This window comes from Xanthomonas sp. NCPPB 3218 (assembly GCF_056725185.1).
The window spans coordinates 1,160,605-1,176,048 of record NZ_CM161516.1; the positions used below are offsets into that span (position 1 = coordinate 1,160,605).

Annotated in this window: 12 protein-coding genes and 1 pseudogene; 6 read left to right on the top strand and 7 right to left on the bottom strand. The window is 65.0% G+C overall.

Features of this window, described 5'->3' with window-relative positions; genetic code table 11:
- The first annotated feature begins 139 nt into the window (after positions 1–139).
- The 4 genes from rplQ to AC1PLS_RS05090 all read left to right on the top strand — a co-directional run bounded on the left by rplQ (position 140) and on the right by AC1PLS_RS05090 (position 4,019).
- Positions 140–523: a 50S ribosomal protein L17 gene (gene rplQ / locus AC1PLS_RS05075; RefSeq protein ID WP_003486665.1), complete on the top strand. Its 384-nt coding sequence runs from the start codon at positions 140–142 to the stop codon at positions 521–523.
- 324 nt (positions 524–847) lie between these two features.
- Positions 848–1,366: a disulfide bond formation protein B gene (locus AC1PLS_RS05080; RefSeq protein ID WP_024938561.1), complete on the top strand. Its 519-nt coding sequence runs from the start codon at positions 848–850 to the stop codon at positions 1,364–1,366.
- Positions 1,367–1,414: 48 nt separating this feature from the next.
- Complete coding sequence (locus tag AC1PLS_RS05085) at positions 1,415–2,806, top strand: class II 3-deoxy-7-phosphoheptulonate synthase (RefSeq protein WP_039530484.1); 1,392 nt, start codon at positions 1,415–1,417, stop codon at positions 2,804–2,806.
- Positions 2,807–2,891: 85 nt separating this feature from the next.
- The gene (locus AC1PLS_RS05090; protein WP_039523792.1) at positions 2,892–4,019 is read left to right on the top strand and encodes a mechanosensitive ion channel family protein; all 1,128 of its coding nucleotides are present in this window, start codon (positions 2,892–2,894) and stop codon (positions 4,017–4,019) included.
- Here the strand turns inward: AC1PLS_RS05090 and AC1PLS_RS05095 are convergent.
- The 3 genes from AC1PLS_RS05095 to typA all read right to left on the bottom strand — a co-directional run bounded on the left by AC1PLS_RS05095 (position 4,009) and on the right by typA (position 8,038).
- Positions 4,009–5,613: an amidase gene (locus tag AC1PLS_RS05095; protein ID WP_184432938.1), complete on the bottom strand. Its 1,605-nt coding sequence runs from the start codon at positions 5,611–5,613 to the stop codon at positions 4,009–4,011. The genes AC1PLS_RS05090 and AC1PLS_RS05095 overlap by 11 nt on opposite strands.
- A gap of 105 nt (positions 5,614–5,718) precedes the next feature.
- The gene (locus AC1PLS_RS05100; protein ID WP_184380449.1) at positions 5,719–6,138 is read right to left on the bottom strand and encodes a DUF2127 domain-containing protein; all 420 of its coding nucleotides are present in this window, start codon (positions 6,136–6,138) and stop codon (positions 5,719–5,721) included.
- 70 nt (positions 6,139–6,208) lie between these two features.
- Positions 6,209–8,038, bottom strand: coding sequence for a translational GTPase TypA (typA, locus tag AC1PLS_RS05105; protein WP_016904579.1), 1,830 nt, complete (start codon positions 8,036–8,038; stop codon positions 6,209–6,211).
- Positions 8,039–8,256: 218 nt separating this feature from the next.
- Here typA and AC1PLS_RS05110 point away from each other — a divergent pair, with 218 nt between their 5' ends.
- Together AC1PLS_RS05110 and AC1PLS_RS05115 are read left to right on the top strand one after the other, a co-directional pair.
- Positions 8,257–8,751, top strand: coding sequence for a peptidylprolyl isomerase (locus AC1PLS_RS05110; protein WP_016904578.1), 495 nt, complete (start codon positions 8,257–8,259; stop codon positions 8,749–8,751).
- Positions 8,752–8,866: 115 nt separating this feature from the next.
- Positions 8,867–9,853 (top strand): malate dehydrogenase, encoded by a 987-nt coding sequence (locus tag AC1PLS_RS05115; protein ID WP_184431986.1) that lies wholly within the window; start codon positions 8,867–8,869, stop codon positions 9,851–9,853.
- 79 nt (positions 9,854–9,932) lie between these two features.
- Here AC1PLS_RS05115 and AC1PLS_RS05120 read toward each other — a convergent pair whose 3' ends face one another.
- From AC1PLS_RS05120 to AC1PLS_RS05135, 4 genes and pseudogenes are all read right to left on the bottom strand, one after another.
- Entirely contained in the window at positions 9,933–10,547 is a 615-nt protein-coding gene (locus tag AC1PLS_RS05120; RefSeq protein WP_184431984.1) for a glutathione S-transferase family protein, read from the bottom strand.
- Positions 10,548–10,610: 63 nt separating this feature from the next.
- Positions 10,611–11,072 (bottom strand): cell wall hydrolase, encoded by a 462-nt coding sequence (locus AC1PLS_RS05125; protein ID WP_016905076.1) that lies wholly within the window; start codon positions 11,070–11,072, stop codon positions 10,611–10,613.
- A 1,037-nt stretch (positions 11,073–12,109) separates the two neighbouring features.
- A pseudogene (locus AC1PLS_RS05130) lies at positions 12,110–12,573 on the bottom strand (MFS transporter); the annotation flags it as partial.
- A gap of 332 nt (positions 12,574–12,905) precedes the next feature.
- Positions 12,906–14,945 (bottom strand): NADPH-dependent 2,4-dienoyl-CoA reductase, encoded by a 2,040-nt coding sequence (locus AC1PLS_RS05135; RefSeq protein WP_184431981.1) that lies wholly within the window; start codon positions 14,943–14,945, stop codon positions 12,906–12,908.
- Positions 14,946–15,444: the final 499 nt, after the last annotated feature.

Sequence of the window (15,444 nt, forward strand, 5' to 3'; positions counted from 1 at the left end):
TTTACATCGACGGGCCAAAGCCCGCGGTGACATCCGGTCAAAGGACGGCCGGCTCGGACCAACCGCAGTCCATTCAACAGCGCCAGGATGGCGACAGCGTCTCTCAAGCAGTCTCAACATTCCTTAGGAAATCACACTCATGCGTCACCAGAAATCCGGTCGTAAATTCAACCGTACCAGCGCGCACCGCGAAGCCATGTTCCGCAATATGGCCGCGTCGCTGTTCAAGCACGAGCTGATCAAGACCACCTTGCCGAAGGCCAAGGAACTGCGTCGCGTCGCCGAGCCGCTGATCACCATCGGTAAGGTCGATGGCGTTGCCAATCGTCGTCTGGCGTTCGCTCGCCTGCGCGACAAGGAAGCGGTGGGCAAGCTGTTCGTCGAACTGGGCCCGCGTTACGCGACCCGTCCCGGCGGCTACCTGCGCATCCTGAAGGCCGGCTTCCGTGCCGGTGACAATGCGCCGATGGCGTATGTCGAGCTGGTCGACCGTCCGGTCGTCGCCGAGGAAGTGGCCGAGTAATCGGTTCGCCCTTCGCAAAGATTCTCGAAAAGCCCGGCTAGCGCCGGGCTTTTTTATTGCCTGTGCCGGACCATGGCGGTCGGTCTTGGTATGGGTGTTTCGGCAACAGCGCAGCGATGTGCATGCCTCAACCAGGATCAAGCTCACCGCCGCAAAGGCGGCCGTCTCCGGGCGGTGTCGAGGGTCTGCAGACCGACACATGACTGGCGACATGCATGGCTGCACCGGGCCTGCTGCCGGGCGACCTGCCCGATGCAGCCATCCGTGGTCACCGCGGCAGCGATGGCTGATAATCGGGCATTCGATCCTAGGCAAGCGGTAGCGATGAATCCATTTCGTTGGGGTTTCCGGGCGCAGTTCTTGCTGGGCTTTCTTGCCTGCGCAGGATTGCTTGCCTATGCGATCTACGTACAGCTGCATCTTGGGCTGGAGCCATGCCCGCTATGCATCTTCCAGCGGATCGCGTTTGCGGCGCTGGCGCTGTTGTTTCTGCTGGGCGCGTTGCATGGGCCGCGCGCAGCGGGCACGCGCAAGCTCTATGGCGTGCTCAGCTTCATCGCTGCCGGCGTCGGCATGGGCATCGCGGCGCGGCATGTCTGGGTGCAGATCCGGCCCAAGGACATGATGTCCTCGTGCGGGCCGCCGTTGAGCTTCCTGAGCGAGACGATGGGGCCGTTCGAAGTGTTCCGCACCGTGCTGACCGGCACCGGCGACTGCGGCAATATCGATTGGCGCTTTCTGGGCCTGAGCATGCCGATGTGGAGCATGCTGTGGTTCGTGGGCCTGGCGCTGTGGGCGCTGTACGCCGGCTTCAGGCAGCGTGGTCCGCGCAAACTGTTCTGATCGTTTCGTTCCGGCGCTGGCCGGCGCCCGAGATTTCTGGAGTTCACGATGTCCGCTTCCCCTCATTCGTCCGTCAACCAGGCAGACCAGTGGTCGCCGCAGAGCTGGCGGCAGCGTCCGGCGTTGCAGATGCCGGTCTACCCGGACGCCGTTGCGTTGGAACACACGCTGGGCGAGTTGCGGCAGCTGCCGCCGCTGGTGACCTCCTGGGAAATCTTTGCGCTCAAGCGCCAGCTGGCGGAGGCGCAGGAAGGCAAGCGCTTCCTGCTGCAGGGCGGCGATTGCGCCGAGAACTTCAGCGATTGCGAATCGGGCACGATCTCCAATCGCCTGAAGGTGCTGCTGCAAATGAGCCTGGTGCTGGTGCATGGCCTGCACCTGCCGGTGGTGCGGGTAGGGCGCTTTGCCGGGCAGTACGCCAAGCCGCGCTCGGCCGATACCGAAACCCGCGACGGGGTGACCTTGCCGAGCTACCGCGGCGATGTGATCAACGCGCCAGCCTTCACCGAAGCGGCGCGCGTGCCGGATCCGCAGCGCATGATCACCGCGCATTCGCGCTCGGCGATGACGATGAATTTCGTGCGCGCTCTGATCGACGGCGGCTTTGCCGACCTGCACCATCCCGAATACTGGAATCTGGACTGGGTGGGGTATTCGCCACTGGCGGCGGACTACCAGAAGATGGTGGCATCGATCGGCGATGCGGTGCGCTTTATGGAGACCCTGTCCGGCGCTGAGGTCTACAACCTCAATCGCATCGACTTCTACACCTCGCACGAGGCGCTGTTGCTGCCGTACGAGGAAGGCCTGACCCGGCAGGTGCCGCGCCAGTGGGGCTGGTTCAACCTGAGCACGCATTACCCGTGGATCGGCATGCGTACTGCTGCGCTGGATGGCGCGCATGTGGAATACCTGCGTGGCGTGCGTAACCCGATCGCGATCAAGGTGGGGCCATCGGTGCAGCCGGATCAGCTGTTGCGTCTGATCGACGTGCTCAATCCCGAAGACGAACCCGGTCGCCTGAGCTTCATCCATCGCATGGGTGCGGCGCAGATCGCCGAGAAGTTGCCGCCGCTGCTGGAGGCGGTCAAGCGCGATGGACGTCGGGTGTTGTGGGTGTGCGATGCGATGCACGGCAATACTGAAAGCACCGGAAATGGCTATAAAACACGGCGTTTTGACAATATCCGCAGCGAGGTCGAGTTGTCCTTCGATCTGCATGCGGCCGCCGGGACGCGGCTGGGCGGGGTGCATCTGGAACTGACCGGCGAAGACGTCACCGAATGCACCGGTGGCGCGCGCGAGTTGACCGAGCGCGATCTGGAGCGCGCCTACCGCTCCAGCGTGGATCCGCGGCTGAACTACGAGCAGTCGCTGGAAATCGCAATGGCGATCGTGCGCAAGCAACAGCAGGTGGCGTCGCAACCGCTGGGCGCGTGATGTCACCGTACGCATGACGTGATGCTCATGCCGCGTGCGGCATGATGCTGCAGCCATCCCTCTTTCCCCCCACAGGAGGAACGGTTTGACTGCCGATTGGAACGTCATCCGCGAATACGCAATCCCGCTTGGTGCCGCGCTGCTGGCGGGCATCGTCACCTGGTCGTTGATGCTGTGGCTGTTTCGCCGCATGCAGGGCCGCGACTATCGCCGCGCACGCATCATTCGCGTTGTCACGCTGCCGGCTGCCTTCATCCTGCCGCTGCTGTTCTTGCGTATCGCCACGGAAGCAACGCCGCTGGAGGGTAAGGGACTCGCGGCACTGCAAAGTTTGCTACATGTGGGAATCGTCGGCTGCATTACCTGGCTGCTTGTACGCGCGGTAGCAGCCGGCGAGGCGGCAATCCTGCGCAGCAACCCGATCGAGGTGTCCGACAACCTCACCGCACGGCGCATCCAGACCCAGACACGCGTGCTGAGCCGGGTGGTGATGGGCGCGGTGATCCTGCTCGGCATCTCGGTGGTACTGCTTGGCTTCGAGCAGGTACGCCAGATCGGCAAGACGCTGCTGGCCTCGGCCGGCATCATCGGCCTGGTGGCCGGCATCGCGGCCAAGCCGGTGTTCGGCAACCTGATCGCCGGTTTGCAGATCGCTTTGACCCAGCCGATCCGGCTGGACGATGTGGTGATCGTGGAAGGCGAATGGGGCCGCATCGAGGAGATCGGCAGCTCGTATGTGGTGGTGCGGATCTGGGACGAGCGGCGGATGGTGGTGCCGTTGACCTGGTGGATCGAGCACCCGTTCCAGAACTGGACACGCAGCAGCGCCGACCTGCTCGGTACCGCATTCCTGTGGCTGGATTACCGCACCCCGATCGCGGCGGTGCGCGCCGAGCTGGAGCGCATCTGCAAGAGCGAGCCGCTGTGGGATGGACGCGTGTGCGTGACCCAGGTGACCGAAACCAGCGAGAGCACAATCCAGGTACGCCTGCTGGTGAGCGCGCGCAATTCCGGCGATGCGTTCGATCTGCGCTGCATCAGCCGCGAGCGCATGATCGACTTCCTGACTCGCGAGCACCCGTACGCACTGCCCAGGATTCGCGCCGAAATCGCCGCGCAGGAAAAGCCGCCCCTGCGCGCCGCCGCACCCATCGCCCAAGAGAGCGTGCGCTCGCCCGGTGCCGAAGACGGTGAGCCTGCGACTACGGTATAGCTGCAGGCGCGGCCGCCGGTGCGCTGGGCGCAGTCGGCGCATAGCGGGGCGCAACACGCGCCTTGCTGCGTTGTTCGTAGGCGTAGGCCAGTTCGATCAGGCGCGGCTCGCTCCAGGCACTGCCCATGAACAACAAGCCCAGCGGCAGGCCCTGGGTCTGCCCCATCGGCACGCTCAGGCTGGGATAACCGGCCACCGCGGCCGCACCGTAGCCTGCTCCGGGAAAGGTATCGCCCTTGACCAGGTCGGTGACCCAGGCAGCGCCGGTGGTCGGCACGATCAGCGCGTCCAGGCGATCGGCCTGCAACGCGGCGTCGATGCCGTCCGGCCCGGCCAGCCGTTTGGCAGTGGCGCGGGCTGTGAGATAGGCGGCATCGTCCAGTCCGGCCGCGGCCTGCGCCTGCTCGAACAGCTCCTGCCCGAAGTAGGGCATCTCGCGCTGCGCGTGGCTGCGATTGAAGGCGATCACCTGCTCCAGGCTCGACACCGGCGCGGCGTGGCTGCGCAGATACGCGTTCAGGCCGGCCTTGAATTCGACCAACAAGACCGTTTGCTCGGCGGCGTCCCACTGGCCCTCGGTCGCCAGGCTGGTTTCGATCACGGTGGCGCCGGCGGCGCGCAGCGTCTGCACCGCGCGTTGCAGCGCGGCGGCAATGGCCGGATCTTCGCGCAAGGGATTGCGCAGCAGGCCCAGGCGGGCGCCGCGCAGGCCATCGGGTCTGAGATGCGCCAGATAGTCCGGCGCGGACGTCGGTGCAGTGCGCGCCGCCGGATCCTGCGGGTCGGGCGCGGCAATCGCCTGCAGCACCGCGGCCGCATCGGCGACGCTGCGCGTCATCGGGCCGGCGGTGTCCTGGCTGGCCGAGATCGGAATGATGCCGTCGCGGCTGACCAGGCCCACGGTCGGTTTGAGCCCGACCAGGCCGTTTACCGAGGCCGGGCAGGTGATGCTGCCGTCGGTTTCGGTGCCGATGCCGACCGTGGCCAGGCTGGCGGCGATCGCCGCGCCGGTGCCGGCACTGGAGCCGCAGGGATTACGATCCAGTGCGTACGGATTGCGGGTCAGCCCGCCGCGTGCGCTCCAGCCGGAGCTGGACTTGGTGGAGCGGAAGTTGGCCCACTCGCTCAGGTTGGTCTTGCCCAGGATCACCGCGCCAGCGGCGCGCAGGCGCTGCACCAGAAACGCATCGCGGCCGGGCCTGAAATCGGCCAGTGCCAGCGAGCCGGCGCTGTTGACCATCGGCAGCGCATCGATGTTGTCCTTGAGCAGTACCGGAATGCCATGCAGGGGCCCGCGCACACGGCCGGCGCGGCGTTCGGCGTCCAATGCACGTGCGTCGGCTTCGGCCTGCGGGTTGAGTTCGATCACCGAATTGAGGGTGGGCCCGGCGCGATCGATGGTGGCGATACGCTGCAGGTACGCGCGGGTCAGATCCAGGCTGCTGGTCGTGCCGGACGCCATGCGTGCCTGCAGGCCGACGATGTCGGCGTCGATCAGATCGTCTTGCCTGGCAGTGGCTGCGTTGGCACCGGCCGGGGTCAGGCTTTCGGTATGCGCACAGCCGCACAGCGCAAGCAGCAGCGCGAAGGACAAGGTGGTGGATCGCATTGGCGGTGTTCCCCGGGGATTGTTCGCAGGCTAACGGCGCTGCGGCGGGGTGACAATGTGTATGACATGCCCGCAGACGGGCAGGGGGCCTCAGTGGCGCCGGCGTTTGATCAGATCGCGTGCCAGCACGCCGACCACGATCAGATTGATCGCTAGCACGCCCCAGGCGGTCCAGCCGGGATGGCGGACGATGGCGTAGATATCGAACGGCAGGTAGATGGCCGCCGACAGGCAGCCCAGCAGCGACGCCCAGGCCTTGGCACGCCACAGACCCCAGGCTTCCACCACATGCAACAGGCCATAGGCCAGCATTGCGGCAGCGGCCAGATGGACGGCGTCGGGACTGATGGTCTTGAGCAACGACGGCAATGCGCCGTGGTCGGGATCCAGGTTGAAGCGGCGGATCAGTGTGCTGACCGCGTTCTGCAGCGGGAGCGGGCCCAGAATTTCCAGGCCCGTCGCCGCCAACAGCGCAAGCGTCCCCTTGACCGCCTCTAGCAAGGCGATCACATGCAGCCCCGGATGCGCACGCGGATCCGGGCTGTAGGGCGTGTTGCTCACGAAGATGGACGTCCCGTGTTTAGCCGGAACGGCCAGCGCGCTTGCGGTCGCTTTCGGTGAGGAACTTCTTGCGCAGGCGGATTTCCTTCGGGGTGACTTCCACCAGCTCGTCGTCCTCGATGAAGTCCAGTGCCTGCTCCAGCGTGTACTTGATCGCCGGGGTCAGCTTGATCGCATCGTCCTTGCCCGAGGCGCGCATGTTGGTCAGCGGCTTGGTCTTGATCGCGTTGACGGTCAGGTCGTTGTCCTTGGAGTGGATACCGACCAGCTGACCTTCATACACGTTGTCACCTTCGGCAGCGAACAGACGGCCACGCTCTTCCAACGGCCCCAGCGCATAGGCCGGGGTGGCGCCCGCTGCGTTGGCAATCATCACGCCGTTCTGGCGCTTGGCGATCGCGCCCTGTTCCTTCGGACCGTAATGGTCAAACACGTGGAACAGCAGGCCCGAGCCCTGGGTCAGGGTGCGGAACTCGTTCTGGAAGCCGATCAGGCCACGCGCCGGGATCATGTAGTCCAGGCGCACGCGGCCCTTGCCGTCCGGCTCCATGTTCTTCAGCTGGCCCTTGCGGGTGCCCAGCTTTTCCATCACGCCGCCCTGGTGCTGTTCTTCGATGTCCACCACCAGCTGTTCGATCGGCTCCATCTGCTTGCCGTCGATTTCCTTGATGATGACTTCCGGGCGCGACACGGCCAGCTCGTAGCCTTCACGACGCATGTTCTCGATCAGCACCGACAGGTGCAGTTCGCCACGGCCGGAGACCAGGAACTTGTCGGCGTCGGAGCCTTCCTCGACCTTCAGTGCCACGTTGTGCACCTTCTCGCGGTCCAGACGGTCGCGCAGCTGGCGGCTGGTCAGGAACTTGCCGCCGGACAGGTCCTTGTTGCCGGCGAACGGCGAGTTGTTGACCTGGAAGGTCATCGAGATGGTGGGCTCGTCCACGGTCAGCGCGGGCAGCGCTTCCGGGGCGTCGAGCGCACACACGGTGTCGGAAATGGTCAGCTCGGCCACGCCGGAGATGGCGACGATGTCGCCGGCCTCGGCGGTGTCCTGCTCGATGCGCTCCAGGCCAAGGAAGCCCAGCACCTGCAGCACCTTGCCCTGGCGCTTCTTGCCTTCGCGGTCGATCACGCTGACCGGCATGTTCTTCTTCAGCACGCCGCGCTGGATGCGGCCGATGCCGATCACGCCGACGAAGTTGTTGTAGTCGAGCTGGCTGATGCGCATCTGGAACGGGCCGTCCGGATCCACGTCCGGTGCCGACACGTGCTGCATGATCGCTTCGTACAGCGGGGTCATGTCGCCGTCGCGCACGCTCGAATCCAGGCTGGCGTAGCCGTTCAGGGCGGAGGTGTAGACGATCGGGAAGTCCAGCTGCTCGTCGGTTGCGCCGAGCTTGTCGAACAGGTCGAACACCTGGTCGATGACCCAGTCCGGGCGTGCGCCGGGACGGTCGATCTTGTTGACCACCACGATCGGCTTGAAGCCCATCGCGAACGCCTTCTGGGTGACGAAGCGGGTCTGCGGCATCGGGCCGTCCATCGCATCGACCAGGATCAGCACCGAGTCCACCATCGACAGCACGCGCTCGACTTCGCCACCGAAGTCGGCGTGTCCCGGGGTGTCGACGATGTTGATGCGGTTGCCGTTCCAGGTGATGGCCGTGTTCTTGGCCAGGATCGTGATGCCACGCTCCTTTTCCTGGTCGTTGCTGTCCATCACGCGCTCAGCCAGCACGGTGCGTTCGGACAGGGTGCCGGACTGCTTCAGCAGGCAGTCGACGAGGGTGGTCTTGCCATGGTCAACGTGCGCGACGATGGCGATATTGCGGAGTTTTTCGATAGACATGCGGAAAGGGCCCCTGTCTGGCGCCAGTCTTGAGATGAGGTAAGCCCGACATTATAGCGGTTTCGTTGCCGTGCCGTTGCGTTCGGCCGCCGAGCGGTCCAAAACGCCCATTCAGCTAGCCCGGATACCCCCGACGATGGTCCAACCTGCACGGCCGCCTGCACGCCCGGGTGTATCCTAATGGGCTGTCATACACCCTGAAACCTGCAAGGATTTCCATGTCCCTGATTGCCCATTTCGACACCACCCGCGGCCCGATCGTGGTCGAGCTGTTCGCCGACAAGGCCCCGCTGACCGTTGCCAACTTCGTCAACCTGGTCCAGCGCGGCTTCTACGATGGCCTGAGCTTCCACCGCGTCATCGCCGACTTCATGATCCAGGGCGGCTGCCCGGAAGGCTCCGGCCGCGGCGGCCCGGGCTACCGTTTCGAGGATGAAGCCAACAACGGCGTCGGTCACGAGCGCGGCGTGCTGTCCATGGCCAATGCCGGCCCCAACACCAACGGCAGCCAGTTCTTCATCACCCACACCGCCACCCCGTGGCTGGACGGCAAGCACACCGTGTTCGGCAAGGTCACCCAGGGCCTGGACGTGGTTGATGCCGTCGCCCAGGGCGATGTGATCAACAAGGTGACGATCGAAGGCGATACCGACGCCGTGCTGGCCGCCAAGGCCGACCGTGTCGCGGAGTGGAACAAGATCCTCGCCGCCTGATGTCTTTCCCGAACGGCCGCCCTGTGCGGCCGTTCGTCTGTCACTGCGCGCCGCCAGGCCTTGCGCCACGCCAGCGTGCACCTCCACCCATGTTTTTTAGCAGAGGAAACTCCCCATGAAAGCACCTGTTCGTGTTGCCGTGACCGGCGCTGCCGGCCAGATCGGCTATGCCCTGCTGTTCCGCATCGCCTCCGGCGAAATGCTGGGCAAGGATCAGCCGGTGATCCTGCAATTGCTGGAACTGTCCAATGAAAAGGCCCAGGCCGCGCTCAAGGGCGTGATCATGGAGCTGGAAGATTGCGCATTCCCGCTGCTGGCCGGCGTGGTCGGCACCGACGACGCCGAAGTGGCGTTCAAGGACATCGACGTCGCCCTGCTGGTCGGTGCGCGTCCGCGCGGCCCGGGCATGGAGCGCAAGGACCTGCTGCTGGAAAACGCCAAGATCTTCACCGCGCAGGGCGCGGCGTTGAACAAGGTCGCCAAGCGTGACGTCAAGGTGCTGGTGGTCGGCAACCCGGCCAACACCAATGCCTACATCGCGATGAAGTCGGCGCCGGATCTGAACCCGAAGAATTTCACCGCCATGCTGCGTCTGGACCACAACCGTGCGCTCAGCCAGCTGTCGCAGAAGCTCGGCAAGCCGGTCGGCGGCATCGAGAAGCTGGTGGTCTGGGGCAACCACAGCCCGACCATGTACCCGGACTACCGGTTCGCCACCGCCAATGGCGCGTCCATCGGTGATGCGATCAACGACCAGGAATGGAACGCGTCCACCTTCATCCCGACCGTGGGCAAGCGCGGCGCGGCGATCATCGAAGCGCGCGGCCTGTCCTCGGCTGCGTCGGCCGCCAATGCCGCCATCGATCACGTGCGCGACTGGGTGCTGGGCAGCAACGGCAAGTGGGTGACGATGGGCGTGCCGTCCGACGGCTCCTACGGCATCCCGGAAGGCGTGATCTTCGGCTTCCCGGTGACCACCGCCAACGGCGAGTACACCCTGGTCAAGGATCTGCCGATCGACGACTTCAGCCAGAAGTACATCGACAAGACCCTGGCCGAGCTGGAAGAAGAGCGCAGCGGCGTGTCGCATCTGCTGGGCTGAGTTTCTCGCCTTGCTGTTGTAACGAAAACGCCGGGCAATGCCCGGCGTTTTTTATGTGGCGCTTGTGCGATGCCCCGGCTCAGGCCAGGCCTTCGGCCTGCAATGCGGCCTGCACATCGGCATCGTCCAGCATGCGCTGCACGAATGCATCTATCGCGCTCAGGCCACTGAGGTCCACGCACACCTTCTGCGCCCATCGCAGCGTCACGAACAGATACGCATCGGCGCCGGTGTGGGTGTCGCCTGCCAGCCAGTTGCGTCCCCGCAGATGCGTGTCGACACGTTCGTACAAGGTGCGCAGCTTGCTGCGTGCGTCGTCATGGCTGCGCGCGATCAGCGCGTCGTCCTGAAGATAGGCGGTGCTGCCGAAGATCGGCTTGAAGGCTGGATGCACATCCGCATTGGCGAAGGCGATCCAGCGATTGATCTCCGCACGGCTGCGCGCGGTGCCATCGCCGGACAGACCGGTGAGCGGCGCGATGTCGGCGATGTAGTTGAGGATGGCGGCGTTCTGGGTCAGTGCCCAGTCGTCGACGACCAACAGCGGCACAGCACCGGCCGGGTTGAGGCGCAGATATTCGGGGGACTTCATCGTGGCGGCGTCAACCACCTGCAGATCAAAGGGCAGCCCCGACCAGCGCAGCACGATGTGATCTGCCAGCGAACATGCGCCCGGCTTGGTGTACAGCTTCATGAGAATTTCCGCACAAGAACGAAGACGCAAGCTTAGCGGCAACGCGTGAGTGCGTGGGCAGCGTCAGGATGCGGTGCGCGGGCGCAGCTTCTGTACGCGGTAGAACGTGTGGTCGCCGATGGTGGCCACCTGGTAGGCATTACGCCAGCTCGGGCTTGCGATCGCGCTTGCGGCAAAGTGACTGGCGCCCGGCACGATTTCCTTGCGTTGCCCCACCGGCAGCGCCCAGTTGCGCTCTGCAGCCAGTGCCACATCCAGCGCCTTGTTCCAGGCATCGTCGTTTTTCAGTTGCGTCCCCGGAGCCACGATGGTGGGCGCGAACTGCTTGCGTGCAGTGACCACCTGACACATCGAGTCGCCCCACAAGCCGCTGTCCAGCCGACGCAACGCAACTTCGGCGACGGCTTGCTGGCCGCGCAAGGTCTGATCACGCGCTTCCAGGTACACGGTGGTGCTCAAGCACAACGAATCTGCAGCCGGCTGCGGCAACAACTGCGACAGCCAAAGTATCCAAACCAGTTTCATATAACTCCTTGCTCCGTATGGGCCGATCCGCAGAGCATCCAAGGTGGATGCACCAGTACAGAGGGCTTGGCGTCATGGGGAGGCGGCCTGCCACGGGTCGCCCGGTCTCCGGCGAAAGAAGATCTACCGGAGGTGCCCGCCAAATGCGGCGGGTCAAAAAGTTGGCGCAAGGTAGGCGTCGATCACAGAATCGCGGCTGAATAGGCGGGGTTGACGGGTGTAATTGCTTGCTGCATCTGCGGCTTGGTTCGATGACACCAGCGCGACGCATCCGTCGTGTGCGTCGCATCGCGCTGGCGACAGCGGATGCCGCAACGGATCTCGATACGGTGCGCGTGCGCTGTTGCGCCTGCGCAATGGCTCGAGACGTGCAATGCGTTGCACTTAGGCTACGCATGCAATGCCATCTGCAGTCTGCGCTACACGTCATCGTCACTGAGGGATGTGCTTGCGTATCGCCGCTTTCTACTGCAGCGGGGCTGTGTCGAGATGCGAACGCGGGGTGCATAAAGGAGCTTTCAGTGCATGGTGCTTGATGCTGTCCGGATCATGCATCGAGCGCTCGCATGTGCATCGTAGAACGCGGTGTTGTAATCACTAGAGGAGGCGTCCGAAGTGCTCGATGCGCGTTGATGGTGGCGAGTGAACACGAAGCGCCACGACGGTATTGGCCCTCGCATCGCAGCACCAAGTCGCGCGCCAGGCTTGCATATCCATCGTGCACAAATGCGTCAGCGGAATTTTAGATGGCTTGTAGTGGCTGCGACGATATGCAGCCGAGATCGTCAAAATCATCGATCACGATTCCTTCGACGGTATCGGTGGCACAGCGGCGTTGGCCATGCGGCAATCGCAGTGCGCGCTTGCTAACGCTGTTGCTATTTGCAGTGCACATGTTCGAACGCATCAGGCGTGTTGAATCACACGCATCAAGTTCAACATGGTGCGAAACAATCTCATGCAGACATGCAGACATGCAGACATGCAGACATGCAGACGATCAGACGAGCAGACGAGCAGGCGAGCAGGCGAGCAGGCGAGCCGGTACGCAACTGCGCCGGATACGGTGCCAATTTGGTGAGCGTCAGCAATGCCAGGGCCAGTGCTGCGATGACCGCCAAGGGCAGCAACTGATCGCGCCGCCACTTCAGCGCAGCTAGTGGCGATGCAGTCGTGGCAGCCGTATGCGCGTAAGGCTGCAATGCGTTGCGTAACCACCATGCCGACAGCACGGCAATACTGCTGACCAAAGCGACCACCATCAACGCAGTCGACGCGGCGGCAGGCGTGCCGCCTTCAGAACCAAGCCGATCGCGGCGCTGACCAAGAGCGCGGCCAGCCCGCTGCCGATCGGACGCAGCGCACTGACGCCGCGCGTGCCACGCCAGGACCAGTGGCCCAATCCCAGCAAAGTGTTCTGTGCGACGTCGCCGACTGCATGAGCGGCGCGGAAGGGCAGGCTGAGCAGCAATACGCTGATCAGATGGACATCGGCGGGAAGTGGATGCAGCGATGTAGTCGGCGTCGCGGGCATGCCCGGTTTATCGCCGAGCTGCGAAAAGAAAGAGAATGGACTGCGCTGCACCGATCAGCGGCGCTCACGGGGTTGGGCGCCAGGTCGATGGCAGCGTCATCGCCTGCATCGATCCGGCGCATATGGATCCCGGCGCCGGCATCTCATGGGTGAACCGGTCATCGTTTCATCACCGCCACCACCGCCACCACCACCGGCGTTGACGTTGCGCCAGCCCCGCTCCATGACGCTCACAAAGAGGTTGGTGCGGGTGTCGCGCTCAGGCTGCTGTGGCGTTCAGCGCATTGCGGCAACGCGTGTTACAACTTCGCCGCCAGTCGGCAGGCCTGATCGATCGCACGCTTGGCGTCCAGTTCGGCGGCGACATCCGCACCGCCGATCAGATGCGGTTGCTGCCCGTTGGCCTGCAGCGCGGCCAGCAGGTCGCGGCGCGGCTCCTGCCCGGCGCAGACCACCACCGTGCCGACATCGAGCACTTGTTCGGCGCCGTCCACGCGGATCCGCAGTCCGGCGTCGTCCACGCCCAGATATTCCACGCCGCCCAGCATCTTGACGCCCTTGGCCTTGAGCGTGGCGCGGTGGATCCAGCCGGTGGTCTTGCCCAGGCGCGCGCCGGGTCTGCCGGGGCTGCGCTGCAGCAGCCAGACCTGGCGGGCAGGGCGCTCGGGCTGCGGCCTGGCCAATGCCCCAGCCGTTTCGAAGCTGGGGTCCACGCCCCATTCGGCCATCCAGCGCGCAGGGTCCAGCGACGACGATGGCCCTGTGTGCACGAGAAATTCGCCGACATCGAAGCCAATCCCGCCGGCCCCGATGATCGCGACCTTGTCGGCAGCGACATGGCGGCCCAGCACCACGTCGAGATAGCTCACGACCATCGGGTGATCGGCGCCGGGGAAGTCCACCTTGCGCGGCTCGATGCCGGTGGCCAGCACAATCTCGTCGAAGTCTTTCAGGTCTGCGGCTTCTACCCGGGTATTCAGGCGCAGCTGCACCCCGGTCGCATCGATGCGGTGGCCGAAGTAGCGCAGCGTCTCGTTGAATTCTTCCTTGCCCGGGATGCGCCTGGCGACATTGAATTGCCCACCAATTGCATCGCCCGCATCGAACAAGGTGACGCGATGACCGCGCTCGGCGGCCACTGTCGCGCAAGCCAGACCGGCCGGGCCGGCACCGACCACCGCAATGCGCCTGGGGTTGGGGGTCGGTGCGTAGATCAGTTCGGTTTCGTGCGCTGCGCGCGGGTTGACCAGGCAGCTCGCCAGCTTGTTGTCGAACACATGATCCAGGCAGGCCTGATTGCAGGCGATGCAGGTATTGATGGCGTGCGACTGGCCGGTGCGTGCCTTGTTGGCCCACTGCGGATCGGCCAGCAGCGGGCGCGCCAGCGACACCATGTCGGCGGCGCCGTCGGCCAGGATGCGCTCGGCCACTTCGGGCATGTTGATGCGGTTGGTGGCCACCACCGGAATACGCAGGTGCGGCTTGAGCTTGGCGGTCACACCCGCAAATGCGGCGCGCGGTACCGAGGTGGCGATGGTCGGGATGCGTGCCTCGTGCCAGCCGATACCGGAATTGATGATGGTTGCGCCGGCCGCTTCGATCGCCTGCGCCTGCGTCAGGATGTCCTGCCACTGGTTGCCGCCTTCGACCAGGTCCACCAGCGACAGCCGGTAGATGATGATGAAGTCCGGCCCGCACGCCTCGCGGATGCGTCGCACGATCTCCACCGCAAAGCGCATGCGCTTGGTCGCATCGCCACCCCAGGCATCGCTGCGCTGGTTGGTGCGCGCGGCGGTGAATTCGTTGATCAGATAGCCTTCCGATCCCATCACCTCCACGCCGTCGTAGCCGGCGTCGCGGGCCAGCCGCGCCGCACGCGCGTAAGCGGCGACCTGACGATCCACCGCACGTGCCGATAGCGCGCGTGGGGTGAACGGGTTGATCGGCGCCTTGAGCCTGGACGGTGCCACCGACAGGGGGTGGTAGGCGTAGCGCCCGGCATGCAGCAGCTGCAGGCAGATCTTCGCGCCGTGCGCATGCACCGCCCGGGTGACCTGGCGATGCGGGCGCACCTCCCACGGCCACGACAGCTTGCCGCCGAACGGCTTGAGCCAGCCCACCACGTTCGGCGAAAAGCCGCCGGTGACGATCAAGCCGACTCCGCCGGCAGCGCGCTCGGCGAAATACGCGGCCAGTTTGGGGAAATCGCGCGCCCGGTCTTCCAGACCGGTGTGCATCGAGCCCATCAGGACGCGGTTGCGCAGTTGCGTGAAGCCCAGATCGAGCGGTTCGAACAGGTGCGGGTAGGACGAGACGGATGGGCCGGTGGCGGGCGACATGGTGTGGATACGCTGGCGTACGGAGTGCGCACGATGCAGGCAAACGGGCCTGGCGGCAAGTCTTGACCCACCTGTACGGCGCAATCGGCGGTTTCGGAGGGGAGGCGATGGTTGGCCTGCACATCGGGCCGTATCTCAGTGGGGGCGTCCCATGTCTGCCAAGCGCAACCAATGGCGCGAAGAAGAAGACGCCTCTGCTGGCCCGCTGGCTGGCTGAGGCTCGAGCGGGCACTTGCCGACTTCTTGATCAGTGCTGTCAGCCGGGCGGCCGCGCTCCAGCGCCGCGCGGGTCGCGGGGGCGAGTCTCTGTCGAGCGGGGCCGATCCGCCCGCGCCGCTGCCGCGGAACAGATCGCCTCGCATTACAGGAAACGTCTCTGCGATCGGGCCTGCGCCCCAGCAGCGAGGCGGACCGCACGATCAGGGTGCCCCTCCCGCCTTGCCGCTGGGTCACGTGCGCGCGCTGGGGCCGTGCTGCCTTCTTCCTCTGCGAGCCAACG